A 22035-nucleotide genomic window follows, 5' to 3' on the forward strand; every position below is an offset into this window, starting at 1 on the left:
GCTCAGCCCAGGCAGGTCGGCCCGAGTAGCGCCTTCAGGTCGCCCATCAACGCCGAACTGGGCGTGACGCGCAACGACTCGGTCAGCTTCAGCACCGTCGACCGCTCGTCGCTGACCAGCGTGACGTGCACGTCGGCCGGGCCCGGATGTCGGGTGAGCACCTGCTTGAGTGCCTGCACGCGGTCAGGTGTGCAGGCGCGAGCCGCAAGTGTCAGTGCGACCGGTTTGGTGGCCCCCGCGGCATTGAGATCGGGAACGGCGAGGTCGTTGGCGCTGATCATCATCGAGTCGTCGCGCATGTTGACGCGCGCCTTCACCAACACGATGTTGTCGGCGACGATGTCCATCCCGTACGTCTGGAACGCGCGCGGGAAGAAGTAGACCTCGACGCCACCGACCATGTCCTCGAGCGTGACGGCCGCCCACGGCTCGCCCTTCTTGTTCACCCTGCGGGTCACCGACGAGATGATGCCACCGATGGTGATCTGCGCGCCGTCGGAGATGTTGCCCTCGAGCAACTGCGTGATCGAGGTGTCGGTCTGGGCCGCGATCGCGTGCTCGACGCCGCTGAGCGGATGCCCGGACACGTAGAGCCCCAGCATCTCTCGTTCGAGTGCGAGCTTGTGTTTGGAATCCCACTCCTGGTCGGGCACCTTGACCGCGAACACCTCGGCCATGGTGTCGTCGGCACCGCCGCCTGCGTCGCCGAAGAGGTCGAACTGTCCGATCGCTTCGGCTTTTTTGGTGCCGATGACCGACTCGACCGCCTCGACATGGATCAGGAACAGGCCCTTACGGGGATGGTCGAGCGAATCGAATGCGCCCGCCTTCACCAACGACTCGGTGACCTTCTTGTTGCACGCCGTGACATCGATCTTGTTGAGGTAGTCGGAGAAACTGGTGAACTTCCCCTTCTCATCGCGCGCGGCGAGGATCGACGACACGACACCTGACCCGACGTTGCGGATCGCGGCGAGGCCGAAGCGGATGTCGGTTCCGACTGCGGCGAAGTTGTGCTGCGACTCGTTGACGTCCGGCGGGAGCACCGTGATGCCCAGCTTGCGGCAGTCGGCGAGATAGATGGCTGCTTTGTCTTTGTCGTCGCCGACGGAGGTGAGCAGCCCGGCCATGTATTCGGCCGGGTAGTTCGCCTTGAGGTAGGCGGTCCAGAAGGAGACCAGACCGTAGCCCGCCGCGTGCGACTTGTTGAACGCGTAGCCGGCGAAGGGCAACACCGTGTCCCACAGGGCGGTGATGGCGGCCTGGGAGAAGCCGTTGTTGCGCATCCCCTCTGCGAAGCCGTCGTAGGCCTCGTCGAGGATCTCCTTTTTCTTCTTACCCATCGCGCGGCGCAGCAGGTCTGCTTGGCCGAGCGAGTAGCCCGCCACCTTCTGAGCGATCTGCATGATCTGCTCTTGGTAGACGATCAGACCGTAGGTCTCGGCCAGAATTTCCTTGAGCGGCTCTTCGAGCTCGGGATGGATCGGCTTGATCTGCTGCAGCCCATTTTTACGCTTGGCGTAGTCGGTGTGCGCGTTCACGCCCATGGGTCCCGGGCGATACAGCGCGAGCACGGCGACGATGTCCTCGAAGCCGGTGGGCTGCATCATCTTCAGCAGTTCGCGCATCGCCGCGCCGTCGAGCTGGAACACACCGAGGGTGTCGCCCTTGGCGAGCAGCTCGTAGGTCTTGGTGTCTTCGAGCGGCAGGGTGTCGAGGTCGAGATCGATGCCACGGTTGAGCTTGATGTTCTCGAGCGCGTCGCCGATGACCGTCAGGTTGCGCAGTCCGAGGAAGTCCATCTTCAACAGACCGATGGCCTCACACGACGGGTAGTCCCAGCCGGTGATGATCGCGCCGTCCTGTGCGCGCTTCCACACCGGAATCGCGTCGGTCAGCGGTTCGGACGACATGATCACCGCACACGCGTGAACGCCCGCGTTACGGATCAGACCTTCGAGGCCGATCGCGGTGTCGTAGATCTTCTTGACGTCGGGATCGGTCTCGATGAGGGTGCGAACCTCTGTGGCCTCACCGAACCGCTCATGTTCGGGGTTCGTGATACCCCACACCGGGATGTCCTTGGCCATGATCGGCGGCGGCAACGCCTTGGTGATGCGGTCGGCGATGGCAAAGCCGGGCTGGCCGAACTGAACTCGCGCGGAGTCCTTGATCGCAGCCTTGGTCTTGATCGTTCCGAATGTGATGACCTGGGCGACCTTGTCGCTGCCCCACCGGTCGGTGGCGTAGCGAACCATCTCGCCGCGCCGACGGTCGTCGAAGTCGATATCGATATCGGGCATCGACACACGCTCGGGGTTGAGGAATCGCTCGAACAGCAGTCCGTGCGGGATCGGGTCGATGTTGGTGATCCCGAGCGCCCACGCGACCAGCGAGCCCGCCGCGGAACCACGGCCGGGGCCGACGCGGATACCCACCTCGTGGGCGTGCCGGATGAGGTCGCCGACCACGAGGAAGTAGGCGGGGAAACCCATCTGGATGATGACGTCGAGTTCGTAGTTGGCGCGACGCAGGTAGTCCTCCGGCACCTCGACGCCGGGGAAACGACGCTCGGCGAGACCGTTGGCGACCTCTTTGCGCAGCCACGTCTGCTGCGATTCGCCGTCGGGGACCGGGAAGATCGGCATACGGTCGCGGTGGGTGAAGACGTCGGCGTAGGACTGCACCCGCTCGCCGATCTCGAGGGTGTTGTCACAGGCCCCCGGGATGACCGAGTCCCACTGGGCTCGCATCTCGTCGGCGGACTTCAGGTAGTAGCCGTCACCGTCGAACTTGAATCGCGTCGGGTCGGTCAGGGTCTTACCGGTCTGCACACACAGCAGCGCCTCGTGGCTCGCGGCGTGGTCTTTGGTGACGTAGTGGCAGTCGTTGGTGACGATCGGCTTGATGCCGAGTTTGCGGCCGATGTCGAGCAGGCCGTCGCGGACCCGGCGTTCGATCTCGAGTCCGTGTTCCATCAGCTCGAGGTAGAAGTTCTCCTTACCGAAGATCTCCTGCCATTTGGCGGCGGCTTCGAGGGCTTCGCGGTCATGACCGAGGCGGAGACGGGTCTGGACCTCGCCGGACGGGCACCCTGTGGTGGCGATGATTCCCTCGGCGTGTTCGGTGATGAGGTCGGCATCCATTCGGGCCCACTTGCCGAGCTGGCCCTCGATGGACGCCAGCGACGACAGCTTGAACAGGTTACGCAGACCGGTCGCGTTCTCGGCGACCATCGTCATGTGGGTGTAGGCACCCGAACCCGAGACGTCGTCGCCCTTCTGATCGCGCGTACCCCACTGGATGCGTTTGGTGTTGAAACGCGACTCCGGTGCGATGTACGCCTCGATGCCGATGATCGGCTTGATCTCGTTCTTGATCGCGGTGTTGTAGAACTCACTCGCACCGAACATGTTGCCGTGGTCGGTCATCCCGATCGCGGTCATGCCCAGGCGTTTGGCCTCCGCGAACAGGGGCGACACCTTTGCTGCACCGTCGAGCATCGAATACTCGGTGTGGTTGTGCAGGTGGACAAACGAACCGGCCACGGATGCCTCTCACCTCGAAGGAACGTTCCGAACGGAACGTCGCTGAATGTCGTGTCTTGCTATGTGCGTGATCGATACCAATCTCAGGTCGAGCCCAGCCACTGGTCGATCCCAACCACTGTAGGACTCGCCTCTGACACTCACGAACATGCCGCGCCAGGCTGTGACAGATGAGGCGAGGATCCCGGAGTGTCGCCCGCGGCGTGTCGGCGCGGGCGACGAACTCAGGTCTCGCGCAGGACGTCCAGAGCGTGCTGAAGGTCGGCCGGATAGGGGCTGACGAACTCCACCCAACGCCCGTCGGCAGGGTGGGCGAACCCGAGCGAACGAGCATGCAGCCACTGGCGCTCGAGCCCGAGTCGCGCCGCCAACACAGGGTCGGCTCCGTAGGTCAGGTCACCGCAGCACGGGTGGTGCAGCGCGGAAAAGTGCACGCGAATCTGGTGCGTCCGTCCCGTTTCGAGGTGGATGTCGAGGAGCGACGCCGCGGCGAACATCTCGAGCGTGTCGTAGTGGGTGATGCTCGGCTTGCCGTTCGCGGTGACCGCGAACTTCCAGTCGGCTCCCCGATGACGTCCGATCGCCGCGTCGATGGTCCCGGTCGGCGGATCGAGGTGACCCTGCACCAGCGCGTGGTAGCCCTTGTCGACCTCGCGGTCGCGGAACGCGCGCTTGAGCAACGTGTATCCGTGCTCCGACGCCGCGACCACCATCAACCCCGACGTGCCGACGTCGAGGCGCGACACGATGCCCTGCCGTTCGGCCGCGCCGGAGGTCGAGATCCGGAAACCCGCGGCGTCCAACGCGCCGACGACGGTTGGCCCGCTCCACCCCAGCGACGGATGGGCCGCCACGCCGACGGGCTTGTCGACGACGATGATGTCGGAGTCGTGGTAGATCACCGACAGGTCTTCGACAGGTGTCGGCTCTACTCGCAGCGGCTCGTCCGGCTCGGGAAGCAACACGTCGAGCCAACTTCCGGCCGCGAGCTTGTGCGACTTGCCGACTGCGACGCCGTCGACGGTCACATCGCCCGCGTCGGCGAGATTGGCCACGACGGTCCGCGACAAGCCGAGGATGCGGGACACCCCGGCATCGAGGCGCATGCCCGCGATCCCGTCGGGAACCGGCATGGCACGCGATTCACGCATTCTCGGCCTCGACCTTCTCGGCGCGCCGAGCGGCGAAGCCGGAGCGCGAGCCGTCGTAGTCGTATCCGAGCAGCGACAGCACGACGAGCAGCACGGCACCGCAGACAACCGAGGAATCGGCGACGTTGAACACGGGCCACCAGCCGACCGAGATGAAGTCGACGACGTGCCCGCGCAGCGGTGCGGGGTCACGGAAGATGCGATCGATCAGGTTGCCGATGGCACCGCCGAGGACCAGACCGAGGCCGAGGACCCACCACCCCGAGCGGAGTCTGCGGCTGAACCGGATGATGACCACCACGACAGCGAGCGCGATCAGCGTCAATATCCAGGTATAGCCGGATGCCATGGAGAATGCCGCGCCGCTGTTTCGCACGAGCCGAAGCGTGACCGCATCACCGATGATGTGCACCGGTCGCTGCGGGTCGAGCAGCGCGACGACCAGCGACTTGGTGAGCACGTCGAGCGCGATCACCGTCAGGGCGATGCCCGCGAGCCAAGCCAGTACCGAGGTCGAGCTGCGCAGCATTCCGCCACGGTCGTTCTCGCTGGTGTCCTCGGCGTCGGAGAGGTTGTGCGTCTGGTCGGGTCGGTCATCCACCCCACCATCATCCCTGACACGTGCAATACGCTGACTGGCGTGTCCGATCCGACCCGTCGAACTGCCGAAGAACCACCCCCTCGACGCCGCTCGGTTCGCCGCCGGGTCACGCTCGGGTCGACCGCAGCAGCACTGGCGTGCGGGCTCCTGGTGTCGGCATGCGGCACCGACTCGGGTTCCGATGCCGAGTCGGGGCAGTCGCCGGGAGCCCCATCGGGCTGCACGACCACCTCGACCTCCGGTCAACGCGACGCCAATCTGATCCCCATCCCTCCCGCAGCGGTGACCGTCACATCCACGGGCAATCAACCACAACGGGTGGTCGGCGGCGCGCCCGACCGTTCGACGCCACAGCATTCAACGTTGTCGACGACGTCGTCTGTCACAGCGGCCGACGGCACGACCGAGCAGACCGTCGACATCCCGATCACCGCGACGTTCCACTGCACCGACAACACAGATCTCGAGATGACACTCGGCGCGTCGACCTCTCCCGACCCCACGTTGAACGACCAACTGAAAGCGGCCAGGGACGCCAAGGCGGGCGTAGCGCTCGGACCCGGCGCGGCGCCTGTCTCATTACGACTGATCCCCACGAAGGATTCGGGTTCGGAAGCGAGGAGCGCGATCGAGCAGTCGCTGGTTCAGGCGTTCCAGAACTCGATTCCCCTGCCCACAGAGCCGATCGGTGTGGGTGCGACGTGGCGAACCGAGCGGACCATCACGGCTGCGACCACACTCACCCAGACGATCACCGCGACGCTCAAGGCGTGGGACGGCAACCGCGTGACCATCGACTTCACCACCGAGGAATCACCGGTCAACTCGGTGTATGCGATTCCCGGCTCCGACACCACGCTGACCATCTCCCGCTACTCCTACACCGGCTCGGGGACCCTGGTCTCCGACGTGACCCGCGGTCTGCCGCTCAGCGGCTCCGGCACATACACAGGCGCGCGCGAACTGGTCGGAGCCGACCCTGCCAACCCGCTGCTCCAGAAGATCGGCTTCTCCTACACCTGGAAGTAAAGAGCTCCTCACACACACGAGAGCCCCTGTCCCGCGCGGGACAGGGGCTCTCGTTGTGGTGCAAGCGCGCGCTCAGGCGTGCACTTGAATCCAGGCGTGCACTTGAATCACTGGGTGCACATGGCGCTCTTGATGTTGTTGCCGGACAGGATCGGGCACACCGAGTCGCTCGCGAGCTTCCAACGTCCGTCCGCGTACACGATCTGGGCGTCGAGCTTGGTCGGCGGGTTGTCGGGGAGCTTCACCTGAACCTTCACCGTGGCCTTGTTCGGTCCGGCCGGGATCACCGGCGGGAAGATCTGGTAGGTGACGTCCTTGTTGTCCTCGCGTGCCTTGACGAGCTTGTCGAAGAGCTGCGGATCCTTCTCGGAACCCTGCACGAGTTCGGTCTTCTCCGAGTTCGGCACGTTCGGATCGAGAGCCTTGTCCAGCATCGCGTTCAGTGTCGCGACGCTCGGGCGGACGTTCGGATTGGTGACCCCGGCGTCGGCACCCGACGCGCCTGCCTCAGAGGTGGCTGCGGCACTGGTCGTCGTGGCGACCGTGGGGACGTCGTCGGAATCGTCGCTGCTGCTGCACGCCGCGAGGGACGTGGCGACTGCGGCAGCCATGATGGCGGCACCTACGAACTTAGGGAACTTCAAGGATCTTCCTCACATTCAACGTCGGCGATGATCGTGTTCGGCGGTGATTCGCGAGTCGTACGCGGTTCACGGCGACCGTCACAACGGTCGCCATATCCACCCCCGTGGCCACAAACTCACACCACTATGCCAAACACATCGACTCCACCCCACGACGCGTACCCGCCGAGATCGCCAGTTGTCGCGATCTCGATGAGCATTGCGGCGTCGTACGAGCAGTGCCGACGGGTGAAACGGTTGACGGCCGACATCGGTTCCAGGGACGCTGTCTGGCATGACGCAACCCCGAATCGCGCTGATCACCACGGGCGGAACGGTCGCAGCTCGCCAGAGCGCGGACGGGGCGGTGCCGGTCTTGAGCGCGTCCGAACTGCTTGCCCAGGCAACGACGCCCTCGGCGGTCACTCCCGTCATCGAGACCAACGACCTCATGTCGGTGGACAGCTCAGCGATCACGGTGACTCAGCAGGCGCAGGTGGTGCGGGCTGTCACAGCCACGCTTGCCGATCCCGACGTGACCGGGGTCGTCGTCACCCACGGCACCGACACGATGGAAGAGACGGCATTTCTGGCCGACCTCGTCTCCGACGACCCCCGCCCCATCGTGTTCACCGGTGCGCAGTACCCCGCCGACACCCCAGAGGCCGACGGGCCCGCGAACATCGCGGCGGCCATCGAGGTGGCAGCCGATCCGGATAGTCATGGACGAGGCGTCGTGCTTGCTTTGGGCGGACGCGTGCTGCCGGTTCGGGGAGCGTTCAAGGTCTCGACCACAGCGACCGAGGCCTTCGACACCGTGCACGCCGCGCTTCCACGCCCCCTCGTCGTCGACGCGCTGCCCGAACGCCTGGCCCGCGTGGATACCTACGCGTTATATCCCGGCGTCGCCGCGGGAATCATCGCCGCAGCCGTCGCGCAGCGTGCGTCGGGAATCGTGCTCGCGGCGACGGGTTCGGGCAACACCCATCCCGACATCACCGCCGAGGTCGTCGCCGCACGACGCGCGGGGGTCGCCGTCGTCGTCACGACACGCGTTCCCTACGGCCCTGTCGTCGCGACCTATGGCGGCGGCGGTGGAGCTGTCGACCTCGAACGCGCAGGCGCGGTGGTGTCCCGCTGGTTGCGCGCGCCACAGGCACGCATGGCGCTGATCGCGCTGCTGTCCACCGGGCACGACGCCGACGACGTCGCCGACTTCTTCCGCCGTTCCGAACCTGCCGCCTGACTGTCGTGGCCTGAGGGCTCAGCGCGGTACATCGGGCCACGCGAGACTGTCGAGTGGGTCACCGCGTCGCAACGCGTCATCGTCGGCTGAGAATGTGCGCGCGATGCCGGGTCCTGTTGCCCGCGTTTCGAATCGCACGGTCACCACGCCGTGCCCGCCCCCCTGCACCCAGCCGTGCCCGAACTCGGGGTGCACCACGTCGACGCCGGTCGTCGCCCAGCTTCCGCTGTCGGAGACATCAGATTCAGCACCGCTGCCGGAGACAGCAGATCCAGCGCCGCTGTCGGAGACGGCGGAGTGGGTGGTTTCGAAGCCGTCCGAGGGTGGAACCGTGTCGATGGCGATGGCGCCTTCACGATCTGGGGCTTCAAGATCTGGCGCTTCGAGATCTGCGTCGGTGATCGGCGCGAGGTCGGCTGTCGGTGCGATATCACCGTCGCCGAACAGTGCGTACTGCTCGACGGCCGACAGACCTGAGAAGCCCACCCCGACAAGGCGAATGGGGCCGACCTCTTGCGGATCGAGGGCAAGGCGACGGGCCATCGATGTGAGGGTGTCGAGATCGGTCGTCGCGGCGGGCAGCGTCGACGACCGGGTCAGGATCGACATGTCCGATCGCTTGAGTTTCAGCACGACGGTGCGCGCACCGCGTCCGTCGGAGAGGAGTCGACGATGCGCGTCCGCCGCCGACTTGTCGATCGCGGGTCGCAGGCCGGCAAGGTCGACGATGTCGCGTGCGAAGGTCGATTCGGCGCTGATCTGTTTGGCCGCGGCGCGTTCGGTGACGGGCCGGTCGTCGTGTCCGCGCGCGAGCATGTGCAGTGCGGGTCCGACGCTGGAACCGAGTACCGAGGCGACCTCGATGTCGGACATCGCGGCGAGGTCGCCGATCGTGTCAATACCGAGGCGCGCTAACCGTTCTCCGGAGACGGGCCCGATTCCCCAGAGTTTGCGGACCGGTAGTGCGTGGAGGAAGTCGAGTTGTCTGCTCGGCGGAATGACCATGACCCCATCGGGTTTGGCCATTCCCGAGGCGATCTTCGCGATCTGCTTGCCGCTGCCGACACCGACGGAGGCGGCCAACCCCACGCCCTCGAAGATGCGGGCACGGATCTCCTGCGCGAAGGCCTCGGCGTCGGCCGCGGTGGCACCGACGAGGTCGACGGGCTCTCCGAATGCCTCGTCGAATGACAACATCTCGATGACCGGCACCGCTTCACGCACGATGCCGAAGATCCTGCTGCTCACCACGCGATACACCGAGCCGCGTGGTGGAAGCACCACCGCCGACGCTCCGACGAGGCGTCGGGCCTGGTGCATCGGCATGGCCGAGTGCGCTCCGAATCGGCGTGCGGCGTAGCTGGCGCCCGCGACGACACCGCGGCCCCCTGTCCCACCGACGAGCACGGGGCGACCGGCGAGCGTCGGCCTCGTCAGCTGCTCCACCGAGGCGAAGAAGGCGTCCATGTCCAAGTGCATCACCCACCGGGTGCTGCGTTCCCCGTCTGCGGGCGAACCGGACACTGCTGACACACATCAAGACTAAGCAGGTCGATCGGGGCTTCTTCAGGGACTTACCCGGTAGTCGCCCTGCCGACGGCGAAGACCGGGATCGACGCCGCGTGTGTGTGCAGTTGTTCGTCGGATGGGTCGGTCGTCATGCCGTCGGGCAGGAATCGGCCGACCTCCCACCCCCAGCGCTTCAGATATGCGCGGATGATCGGACCGCGATCGGCGACGTCGACCTCGGCGAGCGTCACCGTTCTATCGTTGCGGCCACGACGCAGGTGCGCGGTCCGCGCGGCTCGGGCATTGCGGACCCACTGGGTGTTGCCGCGTACCGCCACGAGGTACTCGCGACCGTCGAACGCAATGGGATTCACCGGAATCCTCTGTGGTGCACCAGATTTTCGTCCGACGATGGTCAGCGTCTGCGCACCGGCGAGGTTGACCCCGCGGTCGGCGAGCCAGCGAACGACGGAATTGAAGACGCGGTCCGAGCGGCCGGGCGTGACGTGGTGTTGCGTTGAGTGCATGGCGGCTACTCCTCTACGTCGCAGATGAACTGAGAGCACCGCTCTCGATAATCGAGTGTGCGCCCTGAGTCGAGGAAATGCAAGAGCACCGCTCTCTGATCTGGCAGACTGTCGGCATGGGAACGGGAAAGACACGGGCCGACAATCGCGCGGCGATGGAGGCCGAGATCATGCGGCTTGGCCGCGAACACCTGCGCACGCAGGGCGCTGCCGGGCTGTCACTACGGGCGATCGCTCGCGACCTCGGCGTCGTTTCCTCCGCGGTCTACCGGTACGTTCCCAGCCGCGACGAGCTGTTGACCCTACTTCTGGTGGAGGGCTACAACGACCTCGCCGACACCGTCGACGCCGCCGCTGACGCTGACAATGACGCTGACCGCACAGACGGGGCCAGCGGATCGCGGAAGCGCTTGCGGCGCATGGCCATTGCGATGCGCGCGTGGGCAGTCGCCGACCCCGCGCGGTGGGCGCTGCTGTACGGCAGTCCGGTGCCCGGGTACTCGGCACCGGCCGAGCGTACGACGCTTCCCGGAACGCGCGTGGTCGGTCGACTCGTCGTCGAGCTGGCGGCCGCGCACCGGGACGGTGACGTGCGTGCGCAGCTGCCGCCGATCTCGCCGGAGGTCGCCGCCGACATGCGACAGATCCTCGACGAGTTCGGCGTCGACATGCCCGCAGAGGTCGTCGCCGCGGCGACAACCCTCTGGGCGACCATCATCGGCGGGATCAGCCTCGACGTCTTCGGACAGTACGGCGCCGACACCTTCACACATCCTGACGCGTTGTTCACCACGCAGGTCGACGCCGTCCTGTCGCTGCTGTTCGACGACTGACTGCCGCACCGACGAACTGCTGCTCAGCCCGCCTTGTTGACGTCTGCCGTCACCCCGTCGCCGAGTTCGATCGCACCCGCAGCCGAGTCGTCTGCCGATTCGACGACGAACGACGTCGCGAGCACCTCACCGGCAATCATGTAGGCGTGGCGTCGAGCCCATTCGAGTCGCTGCTCGGGCACCACGAAGCGCACCTCGATGCGATCCGACACGTCGAGCCCGAGATTGCGACGTGCCTCCTGGAGTTCACGCACGCGATCCTTCGCCCAACCCTCCGACTCGAGGTCTTCGGTGACGTTCGTATCGAGGACGACGAGTCCGCCCCCACCGGGGAGTTCGGCCGTCGAATCCGGTTCCTCCGCAACGAGTTTCCTGCTGTACTCGCCCGGTTCGAGGTCGATGCCGTCGGCCGACACGATCTCGCTACCGTCGTCGGCGGTCCGCACGCTCCAGTTCCCCGCCTTGACCGCCTTGATGACGCGCTGCACATCCTTGCCGAGGCGTGGTCCTGCGGCGCGCGCATTGACCGCGAGCTCGTAATGACCGTATTGATCTGCGTCAGTGGACAATTCCACGGACTTGACGTTCATTTCATCGGCGATCAGATCGGTGTAGGGCGCGAGGCGATCGGCGTTGGGCGACGCGACGGTCAACTGCGGCAACGGCAGTCGCACACGGAGCTTGTTGGCCTTGCGCACGCTCGACGCCGTCGAGCACACCGCTTGCACGTCGTCCATCGCCGCAACGAGGTCGGGGTCGCCAGGCAGTTCGTCACTCGTCGGCCAGTCGGTCAGGTGCACCGACCGCTCACCGGTCAGCCCACGCCAGATGGCTTCGGTCGCCAGCGGAAGCAGCGGTGCCGCAAGGCGACTCGCAACCTCCAGCACCGTGTACAGGGTGTCGAAAGCCTCCGGGTCCTCATCCTGGCCCGCCCAGAAACGTGCCCGCGAACGGCGCACATACCAATTGGTGAGCGACTCGACGAACTCGCGGAACGCATCACACGCCCCGGAGACGTCGTAGACGTCGAGGGCCTCGGTCATGGCGTCGCGCGTGACGGCGAGCTTCGCCAGGATGTACCGGTCGAGCACGTTCGACGAGTCGGTGCGCCACGTGGCGGGCCGGTCGGCGTAGAGCTGCAGGAAGCTGTAGGCATTCCACAACGGGAGCAGCGCCTGACGCACGCCCTCGCGGATTCCCTTCTCCGTCACCACGAGATTGCCGCCACGCAGGATCGGCGACGCCATCAGGAACCACCGCATCGCATCGCTGCCATCGCGGTCGAACACCTCGTTGACGTCGGGATAGTTGCGCTTGGACTTCGACATCTTCTGGCCGTCGTCGCCGAGCACGATGCCGTGCGCCGCAACGGTTCTGAATGCCGGACGATCGAAGAGCGCAGTCGCGAGCACGTGCAGGTTGTAGAACCATCCACGGGTCTGACCGTTGTACTCGACGATGAAGTCGCCCGGATTGTGCGCAGGCTCCGAACCGTCACTCGCCCCGTCGAACCATTCCGAGTTCTCGAACGGATAGTGCACCTGGGCGTACGGCATCGAGCCCGACTCGAACCAGCAGTCGAGGACCTCGGGAACGCGACGCATCGTCGAATTTCCGGTCGGGTCATCGGGATTGGGCCGCGTCAGATCGTCGATGTAGGGGCGGTGCAAGTTGTTCGGGCGCACGCCGAAGTCGCGCTCGAGCTCATCGAGCGAGCCGTAGACGTCGGTGCGCGGGTACTCCGGGTCGTCGGAGACCCACACCGGGATCGGCGCGCCCCAGTAGCGATTACGACTGATGTTCCAGTCGCGTGCACCCTCGAGCCACTTGCCGAACTGGCCGTCGCGGATGTGTGCCGGCGACCAGGTGATCTGCTTGTTCAGCTCGATCATGCGGTCCTTGATCGGGTCGACCGCGACGAACCACGACGGAACGGCCATGTAGATCAACGGCTTTCCCGACCGCCACGAGTGCGGGTAGGAGTGTTCGATGGTCTCGTGCCGGACAACGCGCCCCTCGTGCCCGTCCGACGCAGCGAGAACGTGTGACCCGCCGGCCTTGAGGTCCTTGATGATCGGAGCGTTGGCGTCGAACACCATGAGGCCCTCATACGGCGGCACCTGCGAGGTGAATCGGCCACCGGCGTCGAGTGGTTGCACGACCTCGATGCCGTTGGCGGTCGAGAGCTCCATGTCCTCCTCACCGAAAGCCGGTGCGAGATGGACGATTCCGGTGCCGCTGTCGGTGGTGACGTAATCACCGAGCAAGACGCGGTGCGCGTTGGGATGCCCGACGAAGAAGTCGAACGGCGGTGTGTAGGCCAAACCCTCCAGGTCGCTGCCCTGATACGTGCCCAGCACCTCCGGGTCGACGATCTCCTTGGCGTAGCTGCCGAGCAAAGGCTCGGCAAGCAGATACTCACGACCGTCCGCCGCGCGCACATGCACGTAGGAGACATCGGGGTTGACGGCGATCGCGAGGTTCGACGGCAATGTCCAGGGTGTCGTCGTCCAGATCAGCGCGTTGACCCCGTCCAACGCCGACAATGGACCGTCGGAGTCGATGACAAGCGGCATGCTGACCGTGAGAGCGGGGTCTTGGCGCATGCGGTAGGCGTCGTCGAGCTTGGATTCCTGGTTGCTCAACGGTGTCTGCTCGTACCAGGAGTACGGCAGCACACGGTATCCCTGATAGATGAGTCCCTTGTCCCAGAGCCGCCTGAATGCCCACATCACCGACTCCATGAAGTCGATGTCGAGGGTCTTGTAGTCGTTGTCGAAGTCGACCCAGCGAGCCTGGCGGGTGACGTAGTCACGCCACTCTCCGGTGTAACGAAGCACAGAGTCGCGGCAGAAGTCGTTGAACTTCTCGACGCCCATCTTCTCGATCTCCGACTTGTCGGTGATTCCGAGTTGACGTTCGGCTTCGAGCTCTGCGGGCAGACCATGTGTGTCCCAGCCGAATCGACGCTCGACCTTCTTGCCGCGCATCGTCTGGTACCTCGGTACCAGATCCTTCACGTAACCGGTCAGCAGGTGACCGTAGTGGGGCAGGCCGTTGGCGAACGGCGGCCCGTCGTAGAAGACGAACTCGGGGGCGTCGGCTCTGTTGGCGATGGATGCGGCGAACGTGTCGTCGTTCTTCCAGTAGTCGAGCACGTTGAGCTCGACGTCGGGGAATGAAGGCGCACCACTACGTACGCCGCCGGTCATGTCGACGACCGGGTACACACGTGTTGCCGATTCTGACTGCTCGCTCACGCTGACTCCTCGTGCCTGGCTCGCACGTCCTCACCGGACGTGTGCATGTGCTCTTGGCACGGGGACGCACGACGTGTGCGCGGTACCACCCCGCTTGCACCGGATTACTCCGATGCCGCTCATGGCCATCTCGGATAGGCAGGCGAACAACGCCGGGATGTTCACACACCCAGAGTGCTCCAACACTGCCAACCGAATTGGCCTGCGGCTATGACGGGCCACTCCCGCCCGGTTCTACTGGGACGCTCACCGACTCACGCGATGCGTGACGAGAATCCGTTCTTCCGGGTGCTCCCCGGTGATGGCCGGATCAATGCGCTTTCAGTGTAGCGACCGAGGCAACCCGGCCACGAATCGACTGTTGACCGCCCGCAATCGACGCCGCAGGGGTCACTCGGGGTGGGTCGTTCCGGATCAGTCGAGCGGAGGACGCCAGTTGGGATCGAGCGGATCGAAACGCGCGGTTCCGCTCCCCTGCTCACGCTCGGGCTGTTCCCACGGCCGATCCGACGGCTTTCCGTCGTCGGACGGCGGTTGCTGTATCCCGCGCGGCTGCTCGCGATCTGACTGTCGAGGCGCCGTTCCGGAACGCTGGTCAGCGCCCGGCTGGCGCTGTGGTTCGTCGCCCTGCGGATACGGGCGCTGAGGATACGGACCCTGAGGATACGGGCGCTGCGAATACGGTTGCGGCGGGTAGCCCTGAGCGGATGGACCCTGAGGGGGCTGCTGCCTGTAGCCCTGCGCCGGCGGGCGCTGCTCCGAGCGAAACTGCGGCGGTCCTGCCTGCTCGCCGGACTGCGGCGGTGCCTGCTCGCCGGCCGCCGGTGGTCGGCGGAATCCGCCGGTTGCGGGATCGCCCCCGACGGCACGCAGATAGTCGTCGTAATTGCCCTCTCGCGAGGACGGCACAGACTTTGCCTCTGAGGGGGGTGCATCCGTGCCGCGCGTGTCTGCACTTGATGAACCGGCGCTTGGCGAATCAGCGCTGCGTGCATCGGCATCGGGGGCAACCGCACCAGATGCGTCGGGGCCTGATTCCGGATTCGATGTGACGTCGGAGCGTGGACCCGACCGCCCGCCGGGTTGAATCACGCCCTGCCACGACGACTGCGGAGGGGAATCGCGTCGGGCAGCGCCAGCGTCGAAGACGTCGCTTTCGGAGCGGTCGCTCTCAGCGACAGCGTCGCTGCGACGCCCCCGAGTGTCGGGTTCCTCGTCGACCTGATCATCGCCCGGGTCCCGATCATCTTTTCGGCCGGAGCCGATGATGTCGACGATCAGGAATCCCAGACCGATCAGACAGACAACGATGCATGCCACCGCGAGCCACACCGTTCCGGTGATCAACCCGACGATGAGCAGCACAAACCCCACCAGGGTGGCCGCGAGCGCCAGACTCAGCACGTCATCTGCCTAATGACTCCGCCGAAGGCCGATCAGCTCTGCGAGTAGCTGCTGAAGCCGCCGTTACCCGGGTCCGACGAGAAGGACTGATCGGGACGACCACTCTCGACCGGCGCCGCACTGCCGCGCTGCTGCAGCTCTTCGAGCTGGGATTCGAGGTAGGTCTTGAGGCGGGTCCGGTACTCGCGCTCGAACGTCTTGAGCTGTTCGATGCGACCCTCGAGAACGCCACGCTGCTGGTTGATGGTGCCCATGATTTCGCTGTGCTTGCGCTCGGCATCGCTCTGCAACGCCTCGGACCGCTCCTGTGCCTGGCGGAGCTGAGCTTCCGACCGGGTCTGCGAATCGGCGAGGATGGCCTCCGACCGCTGACGAGCGTCGGACAGCAGGGCGTCGGACTTCGTCTGGGCCTCGGAGACCATGGTGTCGGCACGCGAACGCGCATCCGCGAGAAGCGTATCGGCCTCTTGGCGTGCAGATCCGGTCAGACGGTCGGCGGTGTCCTGCGCGAGCGCGAGAACGCGAGCCGCGCGAACGTTGGAGTCGTCGTTGGCCAGCGGCGCAGGTGCGGCAGCAGCGACCGGCTGCTGCGGAGTCTGCACCTCGGTGGGCGCCGCGGCGAAAACCTGTGTGGAATCGTCGGCGGTCGACTGAGCGGTCGACGTGGAAGGCGTTGCGTCGCCGCTGCCTGCCTTTGCGTCGGCGAGCTCACCCTCGAGCTCTTCGACACGTTGTTTGAGGTCGCCGTTCTCCTCGATCAGACGAGCGAGCTCTGCTTCGACAAAGTCAAGGAACTGATCGACTTCGTCCTCGTTGTAGCCGCGCTTACCGATCGGCGGTTTGCTGAACGCGACGTTGTGCACATCAGCTGGTGTCAGCCGCATGTCGGTTCCCCTCATTGTCGTTAGAGCGTTGGGTCGTCTCGAGCTGGTGTCGTTCGAGCTTGGTCTTCAGTTGGGCGGGCAAGTCACAGCCTATGTGTACAGACTGTCACTCAATATTCATACCAGTCAAAATCCGTAACTGGCGTCTCATCCTGTCACATCTGAACCGCTTGTCGCATACGTTCGATGCCGTCCTGCAACTCAACAGTCACTCGATGATGACACTCAACGGTAGAACATTCGATCGTGTCGCGGCACCGAGACCACGCGCAACGGCCGATCAGACGACACGCCGGGAGCACCGTCACACCGGCCTGACGACGAGTGATCGCAGGTCACACGAGTGATCGGAAATCTCAGATGAGTCCGCTGGCGAGAGCATCCGATGCGGCACTGTTGGCGAGGCCTCGCATGACCGACATCAGGATGAGGACGACAATCATCACGATCATCAGCGACAGGTCGAGTCGGACGGGCCCGAGCGGGATCGGCGGCAGGACGCGTCGGAGCGCCTTGATCGGCGGGTCGGTGACCGTGAATACCGCCTCGATGATCACAACTGCGATACCCGTCGGCCGCCATTCACGCGCGAAGGTGCGCACCAATTCGATGACGAGGCGCGCAAGCAGCAGCAGCCAGTAGATGAACAGCACGTAGTAGAGGACTTCGAACAGAATCGCCACGAGTCAAGAGTGCCTGATATGTCGGGCACGCTGCACGCCAGGTACCGCTGACCTGGTGCGCGCGAGCAGAGGTGGAGGCCAACCGAGCTTCGGCGGGCGAACCGTGTTGCGATTCGCCCGCCGAATAAGCCGGTGTCAGCCGTGGTTGTAGAAGCCCGTCGCGGCGATCTTCTTGCGATCCTCCGCTGAGACGTCGATGTCAGCCGGTGAGAGGAGAAACACCTTCGTGGCGACTTTGTCGAACGAGCCACGCAGTGCGAACGCGAGGCCTGCTGCGAAGTCGACAAGGCGCTTCGCGTCGTCGTTGCTCATGTCGACGAGATCCATGATGACCGGATTTCCGTCACGGAACCGCTCGCCGATCGTGCGCGCTTCGCTGTAGTCGGCGGGGCGCAGCGTCGTGATCTTGTGGAGCGGACCGTCGGCGAATACCTGCTCGAGGTCAGGACTCGCAGAGGCCGCAACCGCGGCCGATCGGTGCGGTGCCGCACTCGACCGCTGGAGCGGCTCGAGGCGCGACACCGGGCGGGGCCGCTCGGCGGGCTCGGAGTGGCGCGGACCCGCGTAGGTGTAGTCGCCCTGGTACCCCTGCTCGTAGCCGGGTGCCGAATCGAAGCCCGGGCCGAAGCGTCGCTCGTCGTAGCCCGCGTCTACAGCGTCGCGATACCCGGGGTCGGCGTAGGAATCGCCGTAGCCGTCACGCAGCGGCGCCTCGCCGTAGTAGTCGTCGCGATACGCGCGCTCACGCGACGCCGACCGCACGGGACCCGGTCCGGGCTCGTCGAAGTAGTCGTCCTCGTACTCGCTCGGAGGCACCATGCCGAAATATGCCTTGAACTTCTGCATCGTGGTCATGTGAGGCCTCTCTGGTCATCCGACACCCGCGGCGGGTTCGCGAGTGTTGTCAGTGTGGAGTTTGTTCTCGTTGGTTCGCATGTGACCAATGTGACTAGTGAGAGATTAACGGGCGCGGACCCATGATTGCGGTACCGACACGCACGCATGTCGATCCATGTGCGACGGCACTTTCGAGATCGGACGACATACCCGCCGACAACCCGGTCGCCTGCGGGAATCTGGTCCGAAACCGTTCATGCGCCTGCGCGGTTCGCGCCATCCACTCGTCGACATCGCCGTCGAGCGGTGCAACGACCATCAGCCCGCGCAGTGCCAGCGAATCGCTTGCCTCGACCCTGTCAGCCAGCTCGGGAAGCTCGTCCTCGAGCGCACCACCCCTGGTCGGGTCAGCGTCGAGGCTCAGTTGCAGATAGATGCCGAGCGGCGTGCTCCGCTCACCGTCGTCGAGTGCGGACCGGCTCGCTGTCGCCAGGTGATCGATGAGCTTGTCGCGGTCGACCGAGTGCACCGCGCGCGCCCACCTGGCGACGGTGCGCGCCTTCTTGGTCTGGACCGAACCGATCATGTCGAATGCGACGTCGCCGAGGTCGCCGCCCGCTTCTGCGCGCAGTTCGTCGATCTTGCGACTCGCCTCGGGTTCCCGCGACTCGCCGAAACCCTTCTCGCCCAACGTGATCAATCGCGCGACATCAGCCGCAGGGAAGAACTTTGTGACGACGAGTAGCTCGACGTCACCTCGTCGTCGTCCAGCGGCGTCGACCGCGGCGTCGAGACGTGTACGCACAGCCGACAGCGACTGCGCCAGTTGAGCTGTGCGCTCTTCGGGTGCAGTCATCACGACGACTCCGGGCTCGGGTCGATCCAGATGACGGATGCGAGCCTGCCCGTGGGCGCACCGCGTCGGTGGCTGAAGAGGTGCGCGTCCTCGATCGTGCACCGCGGGTCCTCTGCCACCGCTGCCACACCCAGCGCGAGCAGTTGCCGACGCAGGCCGGCACGCAGATCCAGCCCGGGGGTGCGCTTGTCTGTCAGGCAGGCACTGCCCGGAAGATGCTCTTCGACGTCGCGCTGCATCGCAGCGGGGACCTCGTATTGGCGGCCACATGCGGCAGGGCCGAGAAATGCGCCGATCCGCTCGGGGCGCGCACCCAACGAGATCATGACGCGCAGCGTTTCCGGGACGATCCCGATGCGCGCTCCGACACGTCCGGCATGCACCCCGGCGATCACACCCGCCTCGTCGTCGCTCAGCAGTACCGGCACGCAGTCGGCGCTGAGTACCGCGAGCGCCAGGCCCGGCGTCGTCGTCACGAGCGCGTCGGTTGCCTCGACTGCGTGGCCGACCGGGGCGTCGACCACAGTCACGTTGCGACTGTGGATCTGTTCCATCCAGACAACGCGGTCGTCGGCGAGACCCAGCTGCGACGCGAGCCGAGTCCTGTTCGCGGCGACGGCATTCGGGTCGTCGCCGACGTGGTCGCCCAGATTGAACGTGTCGTACGGCGGTTGCGACACACCACCGTCCCGGGTGGTCACCACACGACGCACCCGGGGCGTGATCGGCACGCTCACGTTCGTCAGCGCTTCATGAACGACGGCACGTCGACGTCATCATCGTCGAGCGTGACGCTGTTGCGGCGGGGCGGCGAGGCCGGGCGATCGGCGAACGGGTCACCAGCGCCCTCCTGCGGCATCTGCCCGAAGAGCGGGTCGCTCTTCTCCGCGGGGTTCACGGTGCCTGCCTGGCCCGCTCCGACAGCCGTCTTGCCGACGGCCGAGGGGGCGTCGGTGCGCTTGCGCGGGGTACCGCCGTCGAATCCCGCGGCGATGACCGTGACGCGCACCTCGTCGCCGAGGTTGTCGTCGATGACCGTGCCGAAGATGATGTTGGCGTCCTCGTGTGCGGCCTCCTGGACCTGCGTCGCGGCGTTGTGGATCTCGAACAGACCCAGGTCGCTGCCACCGGCGATAGACATCAGCACACCGCGCGCACCCTCCATCGACGACTCGAGCAGCGGCGAGTTGATCGCTGCCTCGGCGGCCTTGCGCGCACGCTCCTCGCCGCGCGACGACCCGATGCCCATGAGCGCCGAACCCGCGTCACTCATGACGCCCTTGACGTCGGCGAAGTCGACGTTGATCAGGCCGGGCGTCGTGATCAGATCCGTGATGCCCTGCACGCCGTTGAGCAGCACCTCGTCGGCGCTACGGAACGCGTCCATGAGGCTGACCTGGGCGTCGCCCAACTGCAGGAGTCGGTCGTTGGGGATGACGATGAGCGTGTCGCAGGACTCACGCAGTGCGGTGATGCCGGCCTCGGCCTGTCCCCCGCGACGCTTGCCCTCGAAGCCGAACGGACGCGTCACGACGCCGACGGTCAGCGCACCCAGCTTGCGTGCGATCGACGCGACGACCGGCGCACCGCCGGTGCCGGTGCCGCCGCCCTCTCCCGCGGTCACGAACACCATGTCGGCGCCCTTGAGAAGCTCTTCGATCTCGTCGCGGGCGTCCTCGGCGGCGCGGCGGCCGACCTCGGGGTCGGCGCCTGCTCCGAGACCGCGCGTCGAATCACGGCCGACGTCGAGCTTGACGTCGGCATCGCTCATCAACAGCGCTTGCGCGTCGGTGTTGATGGCGATGAATTCAACGCCTTTGAGGCCCTGCTCGATCATTCGGTTGACGGCGTTCACGCCGCCGCCGCCGATGCCGACGACCTTGATCACGGCCAGGTAGTTGTGCGGTGGCGTCATGGCGCTCGCCTTCCTTATCGATCCAAAACCCTAAACCTGAACCATAGATTTAGAGTTATGTCAAGTGGTCTGTTGTCGAGAACGCTATGCACCCGTTGCCCCTGGAGCCAGCAGGCGGCGCGGCGTGTCGCTGTGTTTTTTGGCGCGGCTCGCTCGCGGGTGGGACTCGGTCGGGTGGGTGGGGTGATCTCGACAAGCTCGATCAGCGAGGGATGGGCTCGATCAGCGACGGATGGGCTCAAGCAGCGACGGATCGGCCCGATCGGCGAGAGACCGGCTCGATCAGCGAGGGGCCGGCTCGATCAGCGCGGGATCGGCTCGATCAGCGAGGGATGGGCTCGATCGGCGCGGAATCGGCTCGATCAACGCGGGATCGGCTCAAGCAGCGGAGGGGCCGCGGCGGCGAAGCCGACGCAGAAGGCTCGGCCTGCGCTACTTCACAGCCGGGAAGTCCGGGCTCGACACGTTGTACTCGGAGGCCTTGCGCGGCAGCAGGTATCCGAGGGTCCGCGCCTTCTCGTCGCCTCTGGCGGAATCGCCCCAGACGACCTTGCGGTTGCCCTTGAGCGTGAACTCGATGTCTACGGGTGAGGAGGCGTCGATCGCCGTCACCTGCTCCGAGATGTCGTCGGGTAGTCCCGCGGTTGCCTTCATGGCTGCGACGGTCGTCGGATCCGATGGTCCGGGGTTGGGCGTGGTGAACACCGGAAGCGCGGCGTACTCGCCGGGCAGTCCCCTGGTGGCGTAGGTCAGGTACGAGACGCCGGTGCGGTCGAGGATGTGCACCTTGTCGCCGTCGACGACCCTGGCGGTCGGCTGCCGCTCGACAACCGTTATCAGCAGCGACGACGGGTACTCACGCTGTACCCGCGCGGACTCGATCGACGGGATCGCCGCTATCCGCTGGGCGACGACACGGGTGTCGACCCGCAGCAGGGGCGTCCCCGACGCGACGTCGGCCGCATGGAGTATCTCGCCTGTCTGCACTCCCTTGGCACCCTCGACGGTGGTAGTGCGCACCGACATCAGCGGTGTGAAGAACGCGACGAGAACGAGTCCGACGACGACGATCACGACGGCCGCGACCCCGAGCAGCATGCGCGCTCCTCGACGTTCCGGCAGGAACCGG

Annotated in this window: 19 protein-coding genes; 3 read left to right on the forward strand and 16 right to left on the reverse strand. The window is 65.7% G+C overall.

The window, feature by feature from the left end:
• Positions 1-2: 2 nt before the first annotated feature.
• The 3 genes from dnaE to lspA form a co-directional block, all read right to left on the reverse strand.
• The gene (dnaE, locus tag ABW18_RS06665; protein ID WP_082938074.1) at positions 3-3548 is read right to left on the reverse strand and encodes a DNA polymerase III subunit alpha; all 3546 of its coding nucleotides are present in this window, start codon (positions 3546-3548) and stop codon (positions 3-5) included.
• 224 nt (positions 3549-3772) lie between these two features.
• Positions 3773-4699, reverse strand: a complete 927-nt coding sequence (locus tag ABW18_RS06670) for an RluA family pseudouridine synthase (RefSeq protein WP_049698222.1) — start codon at positions 4697-4699, stop codon at positions 3773-3775.
• On the reverse strand, positions 4692-5300 hold the full coding sequence (gene lspA / locus ABW18_RS06675) for a signal peptidase II (RefSeq protein ID WP_049698223.1): 609 nt from the start codon (positions 5298-5300) through the stop codon (positions 4692-4694). Before lspA ends, ABW18_RS06670 begins: the two co-directional genes overlap by 8 nt.
• Before the next feature lie 39 nt (positions 5301-5339).
• Here lspA and ABW18_RS06680 point away from each other — a divergent pair, with 39 nt between their 5' ends.
• Positions 5340-6329: a hypothetical protein gene (locus ABW18_RS06680; protein WP_197494585.1), complete on the forward strand. Its 990-nt coding sequence runs from the start codon at positions 5340-5342 to the stop codon at positions 6327-6329.
• A 107-nt stretch (positions 6330-6436) separates the two neighbouring features.
• Here the strand turns inward: ABW18_RS06680 and ABW18_RS06685 are convergent, their stop codons facing one another.
• Positions 6437-6973, reverse strand: coding sequence for a WKL family lipoprotein (locus tag ABW18_RS06685; protein ID WP_049698224.1), 537 nt, complete (start codon positions 6971-6973; stop codon positions 6437-6439).
• A 116-nt stretch (positions 6974-7089) separates the two neighbouring features.
• On the reverse strand, positions 7090-7224 hold the full coding sequence (locus tag ABW18_RS23360) for a hypothetical protein (RefSeq protein ID WP_268760660.1): 135 nt from the start codon (positions 7222-7224) through the stop codon (positions 7090-7092).
• Positions 7225-7247: 23 nt separating this feature from the next.
• Here ABW18_RS23360 and ABW18_RS06690 point away from each other — a divergent pair, with 23 nt between their 5' ends.
• Positions 7248-8198 carry an asparaginase gene (locus ABW18_RS06690; RefSeq protein ID WP_049698225.1) on the forward strand — a complete coding sequence of 317 codons (951 nt, stop codon included), beginning with the start codon at positions 7248-7250 and terminating at the stop codon, positions 8196-8198.
• An 18-nt stretch (positions 8199-8216) separates the two neighbouring features.
• Here ABW18_RS06690 and ABW18_RS06695 read toward each other — a convergent pair whose 3' ends face one another.
• On the reverse strand, positions 8217-9677 hold the full coding sequence (locus ABW18_RS06695; protein ID WP_235434327.1) for a DNA polymerase IV: 1461 nt from the start codon (positions 9675-9677) through the stop codon (positions 8217-8219).
• A 95-nt stretch (positions 9678-9772) separates the two neighbouring features.
• Entirely contained in the window at positions 9773-10234 is a 462-nt protein-coding gene (locus ABW18_RS06700) for a nitroreductase/quinone reductase family protein (RefSeq protein ID WP_049698226.1), read from the reverse strand.
• Between the two features lie 116 nt (positions 10235-10350).
• Here ABW18_RS06700 and ABW18_RS06705 point away from each other — a divergent pair, with 116 nt between their 5' ends.
• Positions 10351-11067: a TetR/AcrR family transcriptional regulator gene (locus ABW18_RS06705; protein WP_083444344.1), complete on the forward strand. Its 717-nt coding sequence runs from the start codon at positions 10351-10353 to the stop codon at positions 11065-11067.
• 23 nt (positions 11068-11090) lie between these two features.
• Here the strand turns inward: ABW18_RS06705 and ileS are convergent, their stop codons facing one another.
• The 9 genes from ileS to ABW18_RS06750 all read right to left on the reverse strand — a co-directional run bounded on the left by ileS (position 11091) and on the right by ABW18_RS06750 (position 22004).
• The gene (ileS, locus tag ABW18_RS06710; protein ID WP_049698574.1) at positions 11091-14279 is read right to left on the reverse strand and encodes an isoleucine--tRNA ligase; all 3189 of its coding nucleotides are present in this window, start codon (positions 14277-14279) and stop codon (positions 11091-11093) included.
• A 462-nt stretch (positions 14280-14741) separates the two neighbouring features.
• Entirely contained in the window at positions 14742-15731 is a 990-nt protein-coding gene (locus tag ABW18_RS06715) for a hypothetical protein (RefSeq protein WP_049698228.1), read from the reverse strand.
• A gap of 32 nt (positions 15732-15763) precedes the next feature.
• A complete protein-coding gene (gene wag31 / locus ABW18_RS06720) occupies positions 15764-16615 on the reverse strand; it encodes a DivIVA-like cell division protein Wag31 (RefSeq protein WP_049698575.1) in 852 nt (283 codons plus the stop codon).
• Between the two features lie 356 nt (positions 16616-16971).
• Positions 16972-17298 carry a YggT family protein gene (locus ABW18_RS06725; RefSeq protein WP_049698229.1) on the reverse strand — a complete coding sequence of 109 codons (327 nt, stop codon included), beginning with the start codon at positions 17296-17298 and terminating at the stop codon, positions 16972-16974.
• 135 nt (positions 17299-17433) lie between these two features.
• A complete protein-coding gene (locus ABW18_RS06730) occupies positions 17434-18153 on the reverse strand; it encodes a cell division protein SepF (RefSeq protein WP_049698230.1) in 720 nt (239 codons plus the stop codon).
• Positions 18154-18247: 94 nt separating this feature from the next.
• Entirely contained in the window at positions 18248-18991 is a 744-nt protein-coding gene (locus ABW18_RS06735; RefSeq protein WP_049698231.1) for a YggS family pyridoxal phosphate-dependent enzyme, read from the reverse strand.
• Entirely contained in the window at positions 18991-19728 is a 738-nt protein-coding gene (pgeF, locus tag ABW18_RS06740; protein ID WP_235434301.1) for a peptidoglycan editing factor PgeF, read from the reverse strand. The genes ABW18_RS06735 and pgeF overlap by 1 nt, the downstream gene beginning before the upstream one ends.
• 5 nt (positions 19729-19733) lie before the next feature.
• On the reverse strand, positions 19734-20906 hold the full coding sequence (gene ftsZ / locus ABW18_RS06745; RefSeq protein WP_049698232.1) for a cell division protein FtsZ: 1173 nt from the start codon (positions 20904-20906) through the stop codon (positions 19734-19736).
• 432 nt (positions 20907-21338) lie between these two features.
• A complete protein-coding gene (locus ABW18_RS06750) occupies positions 21339-22004 on the reverse strand; it encodes a cell division protein FtsQ/DivIB (RefSeq protein ID WP_200903222.1) in 666 nt (221 codons plus the stop codon).
• Positions 22005-22035: the final 31 nt, after the last annotated feature.

It is taken from the genome of Gordonia jacobaea (genome assembly GCF_001186365.1).
GTDB lineage: Bacteria > Actinomycetota > Actinomycetes > Mycobacteriales > Mycobacteriaceae > Gordonia > Gordonia jacobaea.

Excerpts from the sequence above, each read along its gene's own strand:
- ABW18_RS06670 (WP_049698222.1), bottom strand. The coding sequence starts at position 4,699 with ATGCGTGAATCGCGTGCCATGCCGGTTCCCGACGGGATCGCGGGCATG.
- ABW18_RS23360 (WP_268760660.1), bottom strand. The coding sequence starts at position 7,224 with ATGTCGGCCGTCAACCGTTTCACCCGTCGGCACTGCTCGTACGACGCC.
- ABW18_RS06690 (WP_049698225.1), top strand. The coding sequence starts at position 7,248 with ATGACGCAACCCCGAATCGCGCTGATCACCACGGGCGGAACGGTCGCA.
- ABW18_RS06695 (WP_235434327.1), bottom strand. The coding sequence starts at position 9,677 with ATGCACTTGGACATGGACGCCTTCTTCGCCTCGGTGGAGCAGCTGACG.
- ABW18_RS06700 (WP_049698226.1), bottom strand. The coding sequence starts at position 10,234 with ATGCACTCAACGCAACACCACGTCACGCCCGGCCGCTCGGACCGCGTC.
- ABW18_RS06705 (WP_083444344.1), top strand. The coding sequence starts at position 10,351 with ATGGGAACGGGAAAGACACGGGCCGACAATCGCGCGGCGATGGAGGCC.
- ileS (WP_049698574.1), bottom strand. The coding sequence starts at position 14,279 with ATGACCGGCGGCGTACGTAGTGGTGCGCCTTCATTCCCCGACGTCGAG.
- wag31 (WP_049698575.1), bottom strand. The coding sequence starts at position 16,615 with ATGCGGCTGACACCAGCTGATGTGCACAACGTCGCGTTCAGCAAACCG.
- ABW18_RS06730 (WP_049698230.1), bottom strand. The coding sequence starts at position 18,153 with ATGACCACGATGCAGAAGTTCAAGGCATATTTCGGCATGGTGCCTCCG.
- ABW18_RS06735 (WP_049698231.1), bottom strand. The coding sequence starts at position 18,991 with ATGACTGCACCCGAAGAGCGCACAGCTCAACTGGCGCAGTCGCTGTCG.
- ftsZ (WP_049698232.1), bottom strand. The coding sequence starts at position 20,906 with ATGACGCCACCGCACAACTACCTGGCCGTGATCAAGGTCGTCGGCATC.
- ABW18_RS06750 (WP_200903222.1), bottom strand. The coding sequence starts at position 22,004 with ATGCTGCTCGGGGTCGCGGCCGTCGTGATCGTCGTCGTCGGACTCGTT.